The following is a 17,270-nucleotide window of genomic DNA, read 5'->3' on the forward strand; positions in this document are numbered from 1 at the left end:
AAGACTAAGGCTTCGCGACGGGTTCGACCCGCTGCATCTTCGGCGCAACGAAGTTTGGATGAGATATGAGTGTTCTTCCCTCCCTTATCGAAGCGATTGGTGACACACCCCTAGTCGAGTTGAGCCGAGTTAGAGACGCATTAGGCGTCGAAGGCCGCCTTTTGGCCAAGCTGGATTACCTGTTACCGGGCTACTCGAAAAAGGACCGTGCCGCACGGCAGGTGATCGAAGATGCGCGCGGCAGCGGCAGACTACAGCCAGGTCAATGTGTCGTGGAGTTGACATCCGGCAATATGGGGACCGGTTTGGCGATTGTGTGCGGCATTCTTGGTCATCCGTTTGTGGCAGTGATGAGCCGGGGAAACTCGGTCGAACGTGCGCGGATGATGCGGGCGCTTGGCGCCGAGGTGGTGCTGGTGCCGCAGGCGGAGGGAAGCCAGCCCGGGCAGGTTTCAGGCGAGGATCTGGCGCTGGTTGAAACGGCAGCGCAGCGCATCACGCTTGAGCGCAAGGCCTTTCGCGCGGACCAGTTCTCCGTGCCGTCCAATCCGAAGGCCCACGAGATTGGCACTGCCCCCGAGATTTGGCAGCAATCCGGCGGCTCGGTGACGGCTTTTTGCGATTTCATCGGCTCGGGTGGCACGCTCGCGGGGTGCGCGCGTTTTCTGGCCCCAAAAGGCGTCCGTTGTTACGGGGTTGAGCCAGCGGGCGCCGAGGCGGTGTCCGGCGGAGACCGATCGCGTCCGGATCATCCGATCCAGGGGGGCGGTTACATGATGACCGACCTGGCTCACCTGGACAATGCGCTGATTGAGGGGTTCGTGACGGTTTCTGGCGATGAGGCGCGTGAACATGCCCGCCTTCTGGCCCGTCATGAGGGTGTCTTTGGCGGTTTTTCGGCCGGGGCCAACCTCGCCGCGGCGATCAAACTTCTCCGTGGTCCTGAAAAGCGTGGAACCGTCGCGTTTGTGATTTGCGATAGCGGTCTGAAGTACCTGTCGACCGACCTGTGGCAGGATTTGGCTTGATCCGCGCGGAGTAGCCAAACAGGTCGTTTTAAGCCGGAATAGTCTCTAATTTTGACGGAGTTTTGGCACCTGAGCTGTGGTCAGGTGCAGCACGACGGGCGCTCAGCGCAGCCCTGCATTCTCGTTGCACTTGGAATCAGATTGCGTCGGAACCCGGCTCAAAAACCGATGTACTGACAATACATGCCACGAGCCGCTGGCAAGATCATCCTAAGGTGCATGTCAGGCAAGGTCGGTTGTTGGCAACCCGGTCTTATACATGTTCTATCGAAGGTACGGCCGCGAAGTGGAGATTTGAAATGAGCGATATCGGCACTGTTTTTCGGGAGCTACATAAGCCGGGTGATCCGTTTCTTCTGGTCAATGCCTGGGACAAGGGGTCGGCCCGGATGATGCAGGCGCTTGGCGCGAAAGCGATTGGCACGACCTCTGCCGGGCATTCATTTACCCAGGGCCGCGTCGATGGGGGCACCTTGACGCGGGATGAGGCACTTACGCATGCGCAAGAACTGGTCAGCGTTGTGGATGTGCCGGTCTCCGGTGATTTCGAAAACGGTTTCGGTGAAGCGCCGGACCTGGTCGCTGAGGCCATAGCTCTGGCGGCGGAGGTCGGCCTTGCCGGATGCTCGATCGAAGATACGGCCCTGCCGGATTTCACGTCTTATGATTTTGACCTCGCGGTCGAACGCATTCGTGCAGCAGCCAGTGCCGCGCGGGCCCTCAAGGGTGATTTCGTACTCGTTGCGCGGGCTGATGGCGTCATGCTGGGTCAATATGATTGCGCTGAGGCGATCCGGCGGATTCAGGCGTTTGAAGCGGCTGGCGCGGATTGTGTCTATGTTCCCGCGCCTCCCGGGGTGGGTGAACTCGAACAAATCATCCGCAGTGTCGAAATCCCCGTCAACGTCCTTGTCTCGGGCAGGTTTTCGACCCTAACCCTGCCGGAATTGGAAAAAATGGGCGCGGCAAGGCTTTCCGTCGGGGCCGCTCTGGCGCGTGTGGCGTATGGCGCTGCGATCGGTGTCGCGCAGGGGATGCTGAACGGCGATCTTTCGGGATTGGCCCGTGCCGCTGAAGAGGGCGATGTTAACGCGCTGCTGACCAGGGTGATGTAGCATCGTACCATCTCTCCATCGCATCAACGCCCGGAGCGCACCGAAGATCGACAATTTGTCGGAATGAGATAAGATCTGCCGCAACGAGAACATTAAGCAGCGGTAATGCGGGTAAAGAACCGCAACCGATTTTGTATCTCAACAACCGGGACGCATCCCGGGACGCCAAAGGCTTAGACTCGCGTGGACGACCGACCCAGACGCTATGTTTTCCTGCTGATCCCGGGGTTCTCGCCGCTCGGCATGACTTGCGCGCAGGAGACGCTGGCACTGGCCAACCGGTTTGCCGGTGGCACCCGGCAGTATTACGAGTGGCAGGTGATCAGCGAGGATGGTGCGCCTGTCCGAAGCTGGAACGGCCTGCGCGTGGATGTCGATGCCGGCTTGTTCGATCTGCATCGAAACGACACGCTGATCGTGTGTGCCGGGGTCGATGCGGCGGCGGGCAGTACACGGAAAGTCCTGAACTGGCTGCGGCGGGAAACGCGCAAGGGGATCGATTTCGGGGCGCTCAGCAGTGGCACCTGGACACTGGCCGCCGCAGGTCTGCTGGGTGGCAAACGGGTCACCACCCATTGGGAATATGCCAGCGCGATTTCGGAAACCTTCCCGGATGTTGAGATGCAGGATTCGATTTACATGGTTGATGGCCGCGTGTTCACCTGCGCGGGTAGCGCCAGTTCGATGGACCTGATGCTGGACCGGATAAATTCCGATTATGGCGCGGAGCTGGCCACCTGGGTGGCGGATCAGATGATCTATACCGCGCCGCGGTCCGAGACTCATTCTCAAAGGGTGTCGATGGCCGGCCGGATGGGTGTGCGTCACACCAAGCTGATCCAGGCGATCGAAGTGATGCGCGCGAATATTGAAGACCCGATCCCGCCCAGTGATGTGGCGCAGCAGGTCGGGCTTTCGACACGGCAGTTGGAACGGCTGTTTGCGCGCTACCTGACCACCTCGCCAAAGAAATACTATCTGGGGCTGCGGCTGGAGAAGGCGCGCAATCTTCTGATGCAGACGGAATTGTCGTTGATGGAAATCTGCGTTCTGTGCGGATTTCGGGCGCCATCGCATTTTTCGAAGACCTACCGCAAGGCATTCGGCGTCGCGCCCAGCCGGGATACGCGCGGATCGAGCCTGCTCTTTTCTGAAAAATAGGACGCTGTCGGACAGCAATTTGTCGTTTTCAGGCATAGTAGGACGTCGCGTTTTACAATGTCGCGGGCGGTTCGGTGACGCATTCTATGGGGGAGAAAATCGGATCAGGTGCGGCCATGACGACAGTAGAAATCATCGAAAACGGCAACGCGATTGCGTTGGCCTCCGGCGGGCAGATGTATCGGTTCCACGCCATATGGCTGCGCGACAATGCCTGGGACGCAGAGACACGCGCGCCCGGCAATGGGCAGCGGTTGATCGCGTTACGTGACATTCCTGCCGATACACGGATCAGCGTGGCGCGGGTGAATGAGGATAAGATCCGCATTCGGTTCACCCCGGAAGAGCGCGAGATTGACTATGATATTCGGTGGCTGTTCGATCACGCCTATGACCAGGTCAAATCCACCAATTCCGGCTGGATTAGTGACGAAATCGAGATCTGGGACAGCGGCATCTCCGACCGGATCCCCATGGCCGATTTTGAAGAGGTCAAGGCCGACCGGGCCGCCCTTTCGCAATGGCTCGGTGGCGTCGCGCGGCATGGGTTCGGCAAACTCACCGGCGGTCCCGTGGAGGAAGGTGCGCTGTTCCAGGTGGCGGATCTGTTCGGGTACGTTCGTGAGACCAATTACGGGCGGCATTTCGAAGTGCGGACCGAGGTCAATCCGACCAACCTGGCTTACACCGGCCTCGGCTTGCAGGCCCACACCGACAACCCATACCGCGACCCGGTGCCATCGGTGCAGATCCTCTATTGCCTGGAAAACTCTGCCGCGGGTGGCGAGAACATGGTGGTGGATGGTTTTGCCTGCGCGCAGCGTCTGCGCGAGGAAGATCCCGAGGGTTTTGCCCTCCTGAGCCGCTATTGCGCGCGGTTCGAATATGCGGGCGAGGACGGTGTATGCCTGCGCGCCCGCCGCCCGATGATCGAGCTGGCCCCCGATGGGGAACTGATCGGTGTGCGGTTCAACAACCGCTCCGCCGCGGCGATCACCGATGTGCCTTACGAGCATATGGAGGGGTATTATGACGCCTATCGCCGTCTGGGCGAGATCATCGACGATCCCGCCATGGAGGTCACCTTCAAGCTCTCCCCGGGGGAGTGTTTCATCGTCAACAACACCCGTGTCCTGCACGCGCGCAAGGGCTATTCCGGCGAAGGATCGCGGTGGTTGCAGGGCTGCTATGCGGACATGGACGGGCTGCGTTCGACTCATGCGGCACTGGTTCAGGAATTGGGATTGGCGGCCGAATGACGCAAGACAAACAGACACTAACGCAGGCGAATATCGTCGAATTCCTGGCTGGTATCTTTGACCGGCGGGGCGGCGAGGAGTACCTGGGCGAGCCGGTGACCATGGCTGAACATATGCTGCAAGGCGCTACATTCGCCGAACAGGAGGGTCAGCGGGAAGAGATCATCGTGGCCGCACTTTTGCACGATATTGGCCACTTCACCTCGGAATTTGGCACGTTCAGCATGGACGATACAGAAGATCGTTTTCACGAAGAGGCGGGCGCGCAGGTGTTGGAGCGGTTCTTTCCCACGATCGTCACCGATTGCGTGCGCTATCACGTGGCTGCCAAACGGTATCTATGCGCCACACGGCCTGAATACCTCTCGTTGCTCAGCGACGCCTCGGTCCATTCGCTTAACCTGCAAGGCGGCCCGATGACCGCCGAAGAGGTCGCCGAGTTCGAAAAGAACCCGAATGTCGAGGATATCGTGGCGGTGCGCTATCTGGACGATGCGGGCAAGGAGCCGGACATGCAGACGCCCGGTTTCGCCCATTTTGCGCCGATGGTGCAGCGGGTGGTTGATGCCCACTGCGCGGTGCGGGACTAGTTCAGCAACGCCTCGATCTGACCGGTGATCTTGCGTGACATTGGCTTCACCGGCGCGCCAAAAGTGTCGACCACACCGCCATCGGGGCCGATCAGCACCTTGTTGAAGTTCCATTTGGGCACGAAACCGGTCTCATCGGCGAGTGACGCATAAAACGGATGTGCCGTGGCGCCTCGCACCGGCGTCACGCCCGTCATCGGCAGGTCGAGGCCGAATTGAACCTCGCAGAATTCCTTGACCTCGGCATTACTGCCCAACTCTTGCTGGAAGTCATCCGATGGCACCGCAAGGACCACAAGACCCTGCTCTCGATATGTGTCGTAAAGCGATTGAAGGGCCGCGTATTGGCCGGTGAAGCCACACAGGGACGCCGTGTTGACAACCAGAACCGGTTGCCCCGCCCAATCCGATATCTTCAGCGTTCCGCCGTCAATGTTTTCAAACGGTTGATCCAGCTCCAACGCGACAACGGGCGTGGAGAGCAGGATTGCCAGAAGAGCGAGGATTGGGCGCATGACATTCTCCTTTGAAACTTGGTACGCTTGGTTTGCCCGGCTGGATCACTTGAACAAATCCGCATAAGTCTCACGCAGCGCCTTCTTTTGCACCTTCCCCATCGTGTTCCTGGGCAATTCGGGCAGGAATAGTGTCTGTTTTGGCTGTTTGTATCGGGCCAATTCGCCGTTCAGGCTGTTGGTGATGTCGGCCTCGGATATGTCACCGGCTTCGCGGACGACAAGCGCAACCACGGCCTCGCCAAAGTCGGGATGCGGCACACCGATGACGGCGCTTTCACGGACGCCCGGGATGGCGTCGATCAGGCTTTCGACTTCCTTGGGATAGACGTTGAAACCGCCGGTGATGACCATGTCCTTGGCGCGGCCCACGATGGTGACATAACCGCGGTCATCAATGAAACCCTGATCGCCGGTGATGAACCAACCATCGGGGCGCAGCTCCTCGGCGGTCTTCTCGGGCATCTGCCAATACCCCTGGAACACGTTTGGCCCGCGGACCTCAAGAACGCCGATCTCGCCCTTTGGCATCTGCTCACCGTCCGACATGATCCGAAGTTCCACGCCCGGTAGTGGCAGGCCCACGGTCCCGGCACGACGGTCGCCCTCATAAGGGTTGGAGGTGTTCATGTTGGTTTCGGTCATACCATAGCGTTCAAGGATGCGGTGTCCGGTGCGCGCCGCCCATTTTTCGTGGGTATCAACGAGGAGCGGCGCGGACCCAGACACGAAAAGCCGCATGTTAGAGACTGTTTCCCGTGTCAGCTCCGGATGATCGAGAAGCCGGGTATAGAATGTCGGCACGCCCATCAGGGCGGTGGCATTGGGCATCGCGGTGACAATGGCGTCGGCGTCGAATTTCGGCAGGAAATGCACTGATGCCCCCGCAAGAAGTGCGACATTCGTGGCCACGAAGAGGCCATGGGTATGGAAGATCGGCAGCGCGTGGATCAGCACGTCATCGGACGTGAACCGCCAAGCGTCCCGCAACGTGGTCGAGTTGGACGCAAGGTTGGCGTGGCTGAGCATCGCGCCCTTTGACCGGCCCGTGGTGCCGGAGGTGTAGAGGATGGCGGCCAGATCATCGGCATTGCGCGGGACGGCCGTGAAGGGAGCACCGGCATTGGCGTCCATCAGTGACCCGGTGCCATCTGCGGCGAGGGTCAGGACTGTGGCGCCTTCCCCGATATCCGAGAACTCGGTCAGGCGGGCCGGGTCGCAGACGATCACGCGCGGTGTGGCATCGGAGAGGAAATAGACGAGTTCGGTCACTGTATAGGCGGTATTCAACGGAAGAAAGACACCACCCGCCATGACCGTCGCCAGGTAAAGCTGCACCGCTTCGAGGGATTTATCGACCTGCACGGCGACGCGGTCACCGGGCGCCAACCCGGCCTCAACCAGCGTCGCAGCCATCATTTCCGCACCGGCAAAGAGGCCGCTGTAGGTCATGTCGGGTCTGGCCGGCCGGATGGCGAAAACATCATCGGCGGCGCCCGCGGCGGATAGTTGAGAAAGCAGGTGGTTTTGGTCGTACATGAGCGCGCCCCTGTTGATTGCCCTATTTGCCAAGGGTCCCGGCCCAAGCACAAGAGGGGTAATTGACCTTTGACGGGGCTTTGGACAAGGTCGGCCGCAGGAGGGCTGCGTGTTGAGCCCAATCAAAGGCATCATACTCAAACTCTGCTCGGTCGTGCTCTTCATCACGATGGTGTCGCTTATCAAGGCGACCGCCAAACATGTCCCGGTGGGCGAGGCGGTGTTTTTCCGGTCTTTCTTTGCGATCCCGGTGATCCTGGGATGGGTGATTGCGCGGGGCGAGTTGCGTTCGGCGTTGAAGGTAAAGTCCAAGCTAGGGCATTTCTGGCGCGGTTTCGTCGGCAGCCTTGCCATGGGGATGAGCTTTGCGGGGCTTGGCCTTTTGCCCCTGCCCGAGGTGACAGCCATCGGCTATGCCGCGCCGCTCCTGACGGTGATTTTTGCGGCGATGTTTCTGGATGAAAAGGTGGGGGTTTTCCGGATCAGCGCCGTGGCTTTGGGCCTGATTGGTGTCTTGATTGTCATCTCCCCGCGCCTGAGCGTCTTCGGGGGAGAGACGATCGAAAGCACCCAGGCGCTTGGCGTGGTGCTCGTGTTGATGGGGGCCGTCTGTGCGGCGCTGGCACAGATCTATATTCGCAAACTCGTGCAGTTCGAGCAGACCGCGGCAATCGTTTTCTATTTCTCGATCACCTCGGCCACCCTGTCGTTGCTAACCCTGCCTTTCGGATGGGTGATGCCGACGGTGACGGAGTTTTCGCTTCTGGTTTTGGCTGGTGTGCTGGGCGGTGCGGGCCAGATTTTTCTCACGTCGGCTTACCGGTTTGCCGATGCCAGCGTGGTGGCACCTTTCGATTACGCCTCGATGATTTTCGCGTTGCTGATCGGCTTCTTCATCTTTGATGAGGTGCCGACCGGCACGATGCTCCTCGGGGCGGCAATCGTGGTGCTGGCGGGGTGCATCATCATCTGGCGCGAACGGCAGCTTGGTCTGAAACGCGGGCGGGCACGGGCGGTCAAGACGCCGCAGGGCTAGTCGCCGGTCACCATCGCCATCGCGTAAAGCGGCCAGATCGTTGCACGGCGAAAGCGCCCGAGGGGGAAGCGTTTCGGCGGCGATTGCATGATCTTCGGGTGAAGCCGGCGGTTTGCCCTACCCAAAAGTTGATCGGCCAGAAGCGCCCCCGCATAGGTCGCCATGGCAACACCGTTGCCGTGATAGCTGAGCGCGGTGAAAGCCCCTTTCATCTCGGGGATCGGCCCCGCGTAGGGGGTCAGGTCGGGCGAGATCGACAGCAACCCTTGCCAGTTATAGGGCGTCTCCACGCCCGCCCAGGCGGGGAACATGGTCTCGAAATGCCGTCGGATCAGGCGATACATCCGCGCGTCGGCCGCCGCGGAACTGACCAGTCCGCCGCGCATGCCAAAAAGCATCTGCTTGTTCGGCATCAGCCTGAAGTAATGCAGCAGGAACCGGTCATCATAGGACATCTGGTGCGTAGTCCAGCCCTGCGCGGCGAGTTCATTGTCGCTCATCGGGCGGGTGACGATGACGTTGGATTGCGTCGGCAGGTAACGCGCGCGCAGCCATCGGGGCAGATCGTCGGAGGAATATCCGTTGGTGGCGACGATCAACCGCCGCGCCGTGATCTTAGCCTGCGGGGTCTTGAGGATAAAACTGCCCTGCTGGTCGATACGCTGCACCGGAGAGCCGCCAAACACCCGCACGCCGGACCGCATCGCCGCGTCCGCCAGGCCGGCCGTGTATTTCAGCGGATTGAGCGCAAAGCCAAGTGGCGTGGTGATCGCGCCGTGGAAGGGTCCGCGCATCCCGTTGGCTTCAAGGTCGGCCTTTTGGGTGATCGTGGCGGTAACGCCATAATCCCGTTGGATATTGTCGGCCTTGGCGGCAAACCCGTCCATGGCTTTCTGATTGTGCGCCATGAGGGTTTCGCCCTCTGAATGGGTGTCGCAGTTGATGCCATGGCGGTCGATCAGGTGCCTGGCGCATTTGACCGCCTCGATCTCGGTTTGGCGGAACTCCTGGCGTGCCGCTTCACCATAAAGTTTGGCAAGAATAGTGTCTGATGCGGCGGATCCGCCAAGGCAGCAAAACCCGCCATTGCGCCCCGACGCGCCCCAGCCCGGTGTGTGTGCGTCCACAACGACGACATCACTGCCGCCTTCTGCCAGATGCAGGGCCGCAGAGAGGCCGGTAAACCCCGCACCGATCACTGCCACATCGCAGGTGATGTCGCCTTGCGCGGCAGGGTAATCCGGCATCGTGACGGTACCGGGCCAGTAACAGTGTTCGCGGGGGCCTTCACCGTAGGTGTAGGCCGGGAAGACCCGCGTCATGCCTGCACGGCGGCGCGTTCCTCGGCCTGTTGTCGCAAGCTGGCGCGTTTCGTGACCAGTGATGCCGAGATCACGCCGATGGCCACGATCCCGATCATGATGGTTGAGAGCGCGTTGATCTCGGGGCTGACGCCAAGGCGCACGGAACTCCAGATCTTCATCGGAAGCGTGGTGGCGGAGGGGCCTGCCGTGAAGCTCGCGATCACCAGGTCATCGAGGCTGAGCGTAAAGGCCAGCAGCCAGCCCGAGATGACCGCCGGTGCGATGATGGGCAGGGTCACAAGCCGGAAGGCCTGCATCGGGGAACAGCCGAGGTCGAGTGCGGCCTCTTCCAGCGAGCGGTCAAAACTGACCAGCCGGGACGATACCACGACCGATACGTAACACATCGAGAAGGTCGTATGCGCCAGCACGATGGTGAAGACCCCGCGGTCGAGCCCGATGCCGATGAAGAGGAGCAGGAGCGACAGGCCGGTGATCACCTCGGGCATCACCAGCGGCGCATAGATCATGCCGGAGAAGAGGGTGCGGCCCATGAAACGCCCGCCGCGCACCAGCACCAGCGCGCCCATCGTGCCGAGGACGGTGGCGAAGGTTGAGCTGATGACCGCGACCTTGAGCGTGACCCAGGCGGCACTCAGGAAAGCCTCGTTCTGGAGCAGTTCACCATACCATTTGGTCGAGAACCCCGCCCAGACGGTGACCAGCTTCGATTCGTTGAAGCTGTAGATGATGAGGATCAGCATCGGCAGGTAGAGGAACGCGAAGCCGAGGGTGAGGGCGGTGGTGTTGAACCATGTCAGGCGTCTCATCCGTCCATCTCCCTCTGTTTTTGCTCGTTACGCTGGAAGAGGATGATCGGGATGATGAGGATCAAGAGCAGGATCACCGCCACGGCACTGGCCACGGGCCAGTCGCGGTTGTTGAAGAACTCTTCCCAAAGAACCTTGCCGATCATGAGCGTCTGCGATCCGCCCAGCAGGGAGGGGATGACGAATTCGCCCAAGGCGGGGATGAAGACCAGGAAACAGCCCGCGATGATGCCGTTTTTGCTGAGCGGCACGGTAACCAGCCAGAAGGCGGTGAAGCGCGAGCAGCCCAGATCTTCGGCAGCCTCCAGTAGTGAGGCATCGAGTCGTTCCAGTGCCGAATAGATCGGCAGGATCATGAAGGGCAGATAGGTGTAAACGATGCCGATATAGACGGCGGAATTGGTGTTGAGGATCGTGAGCGGGGCGGAGATCAGCCCCAGCCCCATCAGAAGCTGGTTCAGATACCCCTCGCTCGACAGGATGCCCATCCAAGAATAGACCCGGATCAGGAAGCTGGTCCAGAAGGGCAGGATCACCAGCATCATCAGCGTCGGGCGCCAGTGATCGGGCGCGTTGGCCATGCCATAGGCGATCGGATAGCCCACCAGCAGCGTCAGGATGGTCGAGATGACGGCAATCTTGAGCGACGACAGGTAGGCTTTCCAGTAGAGATCATCGCTGGTCAGGAACTCGAAATTCTCCAGGTCAAGTTCGGCCCAGAAATCCTTGATCCCCTGCCAGCCGTTGCCGAGGTCCAGCGTCGGTGTGTAGGGCGGGATGGCAAGCGCGGTGTCACTCAGGCTGATCTTCAGGACGATCAGGAAGGGCACCAGGAAAAGGGCCAGAAGCCAGAAATAGGGAACAAAAATCAAAGCGGCGCGGCGCATGGGCTTACTCCTTCAGCAGGACACCGGCGGTGTCCGTCCAGGAGAGCCAGACGTCGTCTTCCCAGGTGAAGGAGCGGCGCGACAGGCGGCGGGTGTTGGCGGTCTGGGATTTCACGATCTGCCCGTTTGGCAGTTCCACGTGGTAGGTGGAGAGGTTGCCCAGATAGGCGATATCAAGGATCTTTCCTTGCAGCGCATTCGTGGCGTCCGCGGGCTTTTCCGCCGTGATAGAGACTTTTTCAGGCCGGATCGCCAAGTGGCAGGCCTGTCCCTTGTCGAAGGGTTGGTCCGACTTGGCGTGCAGGGTCGGCTGACCCTCGGCAAAGGTGATGTCATAGCCGTCGCCCGACGCGGTGGCGGTGCCGCTGATGATGGTCACATCGCCGATGAAGTCGGCCACATAAACCGATTTCGGCATTTCGTAGATATCTGCCGGCGTGTCGGCCTGGATGATCCGGCCATGATCCATCACCGCCACGCGGGAGGCGACGGTCATCGCCTCTTCCTGATCGTGGGTGACGATCACGAAGGTGGTGCCGGTTTTCTCCTGGATATCCATCAACTCGAACTGGGTGTCCTGCCTGAGCTTGGCGTCGAGTGCGCCCAAAGGTTCGTCCAACAGCAGAAGTTTCGGCGCCTTGGCCAACGACCGCGCCAGGGCAACCCGCTGCCGCTGACCGCCCGAGCACTGATGCGGCTTGCGCTTGGCAAATTTTTCGAGGCGCGTGAGCTTCAGCATCTCGGCCACGCGGGCGTCGATCTGATCCTTGGGCATTCTGTCGCGCTTGAGGCCAAAGGCGATGTTTTCCCAGATATTCAGATGCGGAAAGAGCGCGTAGGACTGGAACATCATGTTCACGGCGCGCTTGTTGGGGGGGATCGGCGCGATGTCCTGCCCGTTCAGCAGGATCGTGCCCTCGGTCGGGGTTTCGAACCCGCCCAGCATCCGCATCAGGGTGGTCTTACCGCATCCCGACGGGCCCAGCAGGGCAAAGAACTCCTGCGCGTAGATATCAAAGGACTGATTGTCGATGGCGACGAAATCGCCGAAACGCTTGGTCACGTTCTTGAACTGAATAAGCGGTTTCGCCTCTGGATCGTTCCACGGCGCGAATTCGGTCTGTCCCATTGCTGCCCCCTGATGCAGTCAAAAAAAGCCCGCGCGACATGTCTCGCGCGGGCTTGAATGTTGCGGGTTACGTGCCCGACTTGATCTTGGTCCACATCCGCGTGACGACCCGCTGCACCTTGGCCGGATAGGGCGTGGTGGTGTAGAGGTTCTCAAGCGTTTCGGGCGTGGGATAGATCGCCGGATCACCGATCACGTCCTCTTCCAGCATCGGTTGCGATGCCTCATTGCCATTGGCGTAGTAGACGTAGTTCGACGCATCCGCCATGTTCTGCGCGTCCATGATGAAGTTCAGGAACTTGTGTGCGCCTTCCGGGTTGGGCGCGTCCGCGGGAATGGCCATCTGGTCAAACCACATCAGGGAGCCTTCGGCGAAAGCGTTATAGGCGATATCGACGCCGTTATCGGCCTCCGCGGCACGGTCGCGCGCCTGCAGGATGTCGCCCGACCATCCGACCGCCACGCAGATGTCGCCATTGGCCAGCGCGTTGATGTATTCCGAGCTGTGGAATTTCTGAATGTGCGGGCGCACCGCCGTCAGGACCGGTTCGGCCTTGGCCAGAACGTCCGGGTCCTTGGTGTCCGGGTCTTCGCCCAGATATTGCAGCGTCATCGGGATGATCTCGGTCGGGGCATCAAGGAAATGGATACCGCAGGCCGACAGCTTCTCGGCGTTTTCCGGGTTCAGGATCAGTTCCATGCTGTCGATCGGGGCGTCATCGCCCAGGATCTCGGTCACCTTGCCGACATTCACGCCAATGCCGGTGGTGCCCCACATGTAGTTGATCGAATAGGCGTTGTCGGGATCGTACTGCGCGGTGCGGCTTTCGATCACGTCCCACATGTTTTCGTGGTTCGGCAGTTGCGACATGTCCAGCTTCTGGAACGCGCCCGCGGTGATCTGGCGTTGCAGGAAGGTACCAGAGGGGACAACGACGTCATAGCCCGATCCGCCGGCAAGCATCTTGGTTTCGAGCACTTCGTTGCTGTCGAATACGTCATAGATCAGGTCGAGGCCGGTTTCCTGCTCGAACTTCTCAAGCAGCGCCTCGTCGATGTAGTCAGACCAGTTATACACCCGAACCTCTTCGGCATGGGCGGTGAGCGCGCCCAGGGCGAGGGTGGCAGTGGTCAGAATGAGTTTCTTCATGATTTTCTCCCGTTGGTCGGCAAGTCGATTGCCGTGCGCGCGTATTTGATCAAAAAAATCCGCGTCTGGCAATATAGTAATTTTTTCACGCAAGCAGTAAGCTCGCAAGGACAGACACCCTGAGGCGCGAAATTTATCGGATGACGGCGAAGAAGCAGGCGCGGAAAACGGCAATGTCCGGCGCCGGAGAAAACCAGTTGCCGACACATGAACTGATTTACCGTCAGTTGCGCGATCAGGTGCTCTTTGGCGACCTGGCACCGGGGCAGGCGGTAACCATTCAGGGGCTGACCGACAGTCTGGGCGCGGGCATGACCCCGGTGCGCGAGGCGATCCGCCGCCTGATTGCCGAAGGAGCGTTGGAATTTCAGGGCAACCGGCGGGTTTGTGTCCCCTTGTTGTCGGCAGACAATATCAGCGAGTTAATTGTTGCAAGACAGTGGCTTGACCCGCATTTGGCCCTGCGGGCAACGGAACGAGTTACGCTTGATGAACTTGATGAATTGACGGCAATGGATGTCGAGTTGGACAAGGCCATCGGACAGGGGGACCTGCGCGCCTATCTGGAGTTGAATTACCGGTTTCACAAGCGGCTCTACGAGATCGCAGAGGCGCCGATCCTGGCGGATTTGGCGGATGGGTTGTGGCTCCGCTTCGGGCCGTCCCTCAGGGTTGTTTGTGGCCGGATGGGGACGCAGAACCTTCCCGACAAGCACAAGGATATGCTGGCGGCAATGCATGCCCGCGACGCCGAACGCGCCGCCCGCGCCATTCGTGAGGATGTGATCCAGGGCATGGAGCAGGTGCGTCGATCCTTCGAGCTTTCAGCGGCGACGAACTGATTCGATTGACAATGAATAATTTGATCATATTCTGGCTCTAAGCTTTGACGCGCGATGCGTCGCTCTCGTGATTCCTTCTTGTGAAAGGCCTGACCATGAACATGATCTCGAACCATATGCCGACGGCTGAATTGCAGGCGCTGGATGCGGCGCACCACATGCACCCCTTCACCAACAATAACGAACTGGCCGAGAAAGGCGCGCGCGTCATTACCCGTGCCAAGGGCGTGACCCTGACCGATAGCGAGGGTAACGAAATCCTCGATGCGATGGCCGGGCTCTGGTGTGTGAACCTGGGCTATGGCCGGCCCGAACTGGCCGAGGCCGCCGCGCGCCAGATGAAGGAACTGCCCTACTACAACACCTTCTTTATGACGACACACGTGCCGTCGATCGCGCTCAGCGCCAAACTGGCCGAACTGGCACCGGGCAACCTGAACCACACTTTCTTTGCGGGCTCCGGGTCAGAGGCGAATGACACCAATATCCGCCTGGTGCGTACCTATTGGCATGAATTGGGCAAGCCGGAAAAGAAAGTGATCATCGCGCGTCACAACGGCTATCATGGATCGTCCGTGGGCAGCGCCTCGCTCGGCGGGATGAAACCGATGCATGCGCAGGGCGGCTTGCCGATCCCGGACGTGCATCACATCGGCCAGCCGCATTGGTATTCCGAAGGCGGCGACATGAGCCCCGAAGAATTCGGCCTGAAACGCGCGCGCGAGTTGGAAGAGGCCATTCACGAGCTGGGTGAGGATCGCGTGGCGGCCTTCATCGCCGAGCCGATCCAGGGTGCCGGCGGCGTCATCATCCCGCCCAGCACCTATTGGCCGGAAATCCAGCGAATCTGCGACAAATACGAAATCCTGCTGATCGCGGATGAGGTGATCTGTGGCTTTGGCCGGACCGGCAACTGGTTTGGCAGCCAGACATTCGGCATCACGCCCGATATCATGACCATCGCCAAGGGGCTTTCCTCGGGCTACGCGCCGATTGGCGGTTCGATTGTCAGCGACGAGGTGGCCAAGGTGATGGATGCCTGCGAATTCGTGCATGGCTACACCTATTCCGGCCATCCTGTTTCCTGCGCCGTGGCGTTGGAAAACCTCCGCATTCTCGAAGAAGAAAGGATTGTCGAGAAGGCGGGCGCGGAAACGGCACCCTACCTGCGGGAAAAATGGCTGGGCCTGGCGGAGCATCCGCTGGTTGGTGAGGCGGTGATCGAGGGGCTGATGGGCTCTCTTGCGCTGACCCCGGACAAGGCGAGCCGCGCCGCCTTTGCGGCGGACGCCGGTACCGCCGGTTTGGTGGTGCGCGAGGCGTGTTTCGAGAATTCGCTGGTGATGCGCCATACCGGCGACCGGATGGTGATTTCGCCCCCGCTGGTGATCACCAAGTCCGAAGTGGATACGCTGGTCGAGCGCGCGTGGAAGGCGCTTGATGTCGCCTATAAGAAGCTGGGCGATGACGGGTTGTTGAAAGCCGCCTGACATGGCCTTTGATGTGCAGCCGACGTTGCGCAGTGAAAAGCTCCTGCTGCGGCCCCTCGAGGCGGATGATTTCGAGGGGCTGCAAGCCGCAGCGAGTGATCCCGAGACCTGGGCCGGACATCCGGCCAGGGACCGCCACCAGCCCGAGGTTTTTCGCGGCTATTTCGATTTTCTGCTGAAGGCCGGTGGTACGCTGGTGATCATCGACCGGGCCGAGGATCGGATCATTGGCTGTTCGCGTTATTACACCGCGCCGGACATGCCGGGCAGCATTTCGATCGGGTTCACCTTCCTGAACCATCGGTACTGGGGCGGGGCGTGGAATTTCGACCTCAAGACGCTGATGCTGGGTCATGCCTTCGAGACTTTCGACGAGGTCTGGTTTCACATCGACCCGACGAATATGCGATCCCAGACCGCGACAAAGCGCCTAGGCGCGGTACATGGCTATGACACCGGACTTGATCTTTCGGGCGTTGAGGCGCCATGGAAGTGTTACCGCCTGACCCGCGATGCCTGGTCACAGACCGTCGCGGCCCGGTCGGACTAGGACCGCTCTTCCAGCAGGCGCTTCGCGCGCTCTCCGTAGATGCGAATGTTGATCTCGTCGGTGGCCACATCGTCTGGCTTGTCGCTGTAGGTCAGGATTGCCGTGACGCGCGGATTTGCGCCTTCGACCTCGGTCACACCATGCAGGGAGTATCCGCCCCGGAAGAGGGTGAACGCCCCGGCGCCCCGGCTGAAGGTCCGCGCGTGGGTCATGTCACCGGCAAGGAACCGGTCGACGATATCCGTCTGTTCGCCGTCCGCCCGGCGTGAATTGGGGATGAAGGTGAATTCGCCGCCCTTGTCCGCCGCCTGCAACAATAGGGTGACGGTGCATTCGTTGACGTCATAATGCCAGCCATGCCAGCTCCCCGGCGGCAGGGCCACGATATTGAGCGCCTGGAAGGTGTCGGCATAGCGATAGAGCCGGTCCTTGCCCTGCACCCGGCGGATGAAATCGGTCAACAGGTCAGAGTGATAGAGCCGCTGGATCATCGTCTCGGCAGGGATCTGGTCATTGGCGAGTTGCAGGGCGTGATGGGTGTATTCACGGCGCCTTGGATCGCCTTCCGGGACCGAGGGGTCGACCTCGCCCTGATAGATGTTGCGCCGGATGGTCAGGGCCTCGGCGCCGGGCAGCAGTTGGTTTGCCTCCGCGCCAAGTGCCTGCAACGCCTCGGGCCGGATGAAGCCATCGAAATTGCACCAGCCATGTGACGCCATATGTGCCTGGCAATCCCGCAGGAAACCGGCGCCACGTCCCTGGTCCAGATCGTCAATCGGATAGCGGTTCAGGTCCACAAGTCGCTGAATGATCTCGATGTCGTCTGGCATGTCGGGCAACTCCCT

17 protein-coding genes are annotated in these 17,270 nt (G+C 60.5%); 9 read left to right on the plus strand and 8 right to left on the minus strand.

Translation table 11 applies throughout. The features are described from left to right. The first annotated feature begins 65 nt into the window (after window positions 1–65). The 5 genes from RBB29_RS10510 to RBB29_RS10530 all read left to right on the plus strand — a co-directional run bounded on the left by RBB29_RS10510 (window position 66) and on the right by RBB29_RS10530 (window position 5,153). A complete protein-coding gene (locus RBB29_RS10510) occupies window positions 66–1,028 on the plus strand; it encodes a PLP-dependent cysteine synthase family protein (protein ID WP_306114300.1) in 963 nt (320 codons plus the stop codon). 299 nt (window positions 1,029–1,327) lie between these two features. Next, window positions 1,328–2,143, plus strand: a complete 816-nt coding sequence (locus tag RBB29_RS10515; protein WP_306114299.1) for an isocitrate lyase/phosphoenolpyruvate mutase family protein — start codon at window positions 1,328–1,330, stop codon at window positions 2,141–2,143. A 183-nt stretch (window positions 2,144–2,326) separates the two neighbouring features. Then, window positions 2,327–3,304, plus strand: a complete 978-nt coding sequence (locus RBB29_RS10520; RefSeq protein WP_306114298.1) for a GlxA family transcriptional regulator — start codon at window positions 2,327–2,329, stop codon at window positions 3,302–3,304. Window positions 3,305–3,420: 116 nt separating this feature from the next. Continuing rightward, the gene (locus RBB29_RS10525) at window positions 3,421–4,563 is read left to right on the plus strand and encodes a TauD/TfdA family dioxygenase (RefSeq protein ID WP_306114297.1); all 1,143 of its coding nucleotides are present in this window, start codon (window positions 3,421–3,423) and stop codon (window positions 4,561–4,563) included. Beyond that, window positions 4,560–5,153, plus strand: coding sequence for an HD domain-containing protein (locus tag RBB29_RS10530; protein WP_306114296.1), 594 nt, complete (start codon window positions 4,560–4,562; stop codon window positions 5,151–5,153). The genes RBB29_RS10525 and RBB29_RS10530 overlap by 4 nt, the downstream gene beginning before the upstream one ends. Here RBB29_RS10530 and RBB29_RS10535 read toward each other — a convergent pair. Both RBB29_RS10535 and RBB29_RS10540 read right to left on the minus strand, forming a co-directional pair. After that, window positions 5,150–5,668, minus strand: a complete 519-nt coding sequence (locus tag RBB29_RS10535) for a glutathione peroxidase (RefSeq protein WP_306114295.1) — start codon at window positions 5,666–5,668, stop codon at window positions 5,150–5,152. The genes RBB29_RS10530 and RBB29_RS10535 overlap by 4 nt on opposite strands. Before the next feature lie 45 nt (window positions 5,669–5,713). Then, window positions 5,714–7,207 (minus strand): malonyl-CoA synthase, encoded by a 1,494-nt coding sequence (locus tag RBB29_RS10540; RefSeq protein ID WP_306114294.1) that lies wholly within the window; start codon window positions 7,205–7,207, stop codon window positions 5,714–5,716. A 112-nt stretch (window positions 7,208–7,319) separates the two neighbouring features. On the opposite strand from RBB29_RS10540, the gene RBB29_RS10545 reads away from it, so the two are divergent. Beyond that, window positions 7,320–8,243 (plus strand): DMT family transporter, encoded by a 924-nt coding sequence (locus RBB29_RS10545; protein WP_306114293.1) that lies wholly within the window; start codon window positions 7,320–7,322, stop codon window positions 8,241–8,243. Here the strand turns inward: RBB29_RS10545 and RBB29_RS10550 are convergent. The 5 genes from RBB29_RS10550 to RBB29_RS10570 form a co-directional block, all read right to left on the minus strand. Further along, a complete protein-coding gene (locus RBB29_RS10550; protein WP_306114292.1) occupies window positions 8,240–9,565 on the minus strand; it encodes an FAD-binding oxidoreductase in 1,326 nt (441 codons plus the stop codon). The genes RBB29_RS10545 and RBB29_RS10550 overlap by 4 nt on opposite strands. After that, window positions 9,562–10,377, minus strand: coding sequence for an ABC transporter permease (locus tag RBB29_RS10555; RefSeq protein ID WP_306114291.1), 816 nt, complete (start codon window positions 10,375–10,377; stop codon window positions 9,562–9,564). The genes RBB29_RS10550 and RBB29_RS10555 overlap by 4 nt, the downstream gene beginning before the upstream one ends. Beyond that, window positions 10,374–11,264, minus strand: a complete 891-nt coding sequence (locus RBB29_RS10560; RefSeq protein ID WP_306114290.1) for an ABC transporter permease subunit — start codon at window positions 11,262–11,264, stop codon at window positions 10,374–10,376. The genes RBB29_RS10555 and RBB29_RS10560 overlap by 4 nt, the downstream gene beginning before the upstream one ends. 4 nt (window positions 11,265–11,268) lie before the next feature. Further along, window positions 11,269–12,393, minus strand: a complete 1,125-nt coding sequence (locus RBB29_RS10565) for an ABC transporter ATP-binding protein (protein ID WP_306114289.1) — start codon at window positions 12,391–12,393, stop codon at window positions 11,269–11,271. A 67-nt stretch (window positions 12,394–12,460) separates the two neighbouring features. Continuing rightward, entirely contained in the window at window positions 12,461–13,543 is a 1,083-nt protein-coding gene (locus tag RBB29_RS10570) for a polyamine ABC transporter substrate-binding protein (RefSeq protein WP_306114288.1), read from the minus strand. A 173-nt stretch (window positions 13,544–13,716) separates the two neighbouring features. On the opposite strand from RBB29_RS10570, the gene RBB29_RS10575 reads away from it, so the two are divergent. The 3 genes from RBB29_RS10575 to RBB29_RS10585 all read left to right on the plus strand — a co-directional run bounded on the left by RBB29_RS10575 (window position 13,717) and on the right by RBB29_RS10585 (window position 16,425). Next, entirely contained in the window at window positions 13,717–14,385 is a 669-nt protein-coding gene (locus RBB29_RS10575) for a GntR family transcriptional regulator (protein ID WP_306114287.1), read from the plus strand. A gap of 95 nt (window positions 14,386–14,480) precedes the next feature. Then, the gene (locus RBB29_RS10580) at window positions 14,481–15,875 is read left to right on the plus strand and encodes an aspartate aminotransferase family protein (RefSeq protein ID WP_306114375.1); all 1,395 of its coding nucleotides are present in this window, start codon (window positions 14,481–14,483) and stop codon (window positions 15,873–15,875) included. Window position 15,876: 1 nt separating this feature from the next. Then, window positions 15,877–16,425 (plus strand): GNAT family N-acetyltransferase, encoded by a 549-nt coding sequence (locus RBB29_RS10585; RefSeq protein ID WP_306114286.1) that lies wholly within the window; start codon window positions 15,877–15,879, stop codon window positions 16,423–16,425. Here the strand turns inward: RBB29_RS10585 and RBB29_RS10590 are convergent. After that, the gene (locus RBB29_RS10590) at window positions 16,422–17,255 is read right to left on the minus strand and encodes a hypothetical protein (RefSeq protein ID WP_306114285.1); all 834 of its coding nucleotides are present in this window, start codon (window positions 17,253–17,255) and stop codon (window positions 16,422–16,424) included. The two genes, RBB29_RS10585 and RBB29_RS10590, sit on opposite strands and share 4 nt — an antisense overlap. Window positions 17,256–17,270: the final 15 nt, after the last annotated feature.

Origin of the sequence: Roseovarius sp. MMSF_3359, from assembly GCF_030733385.1 — a bacterium.
Taxonomy (GTDB): Bacteria; Pseudomonadota; Alphaproteobacteria; order Rhodobacterales; family Rhodobacteraceae; genus Roseovarius.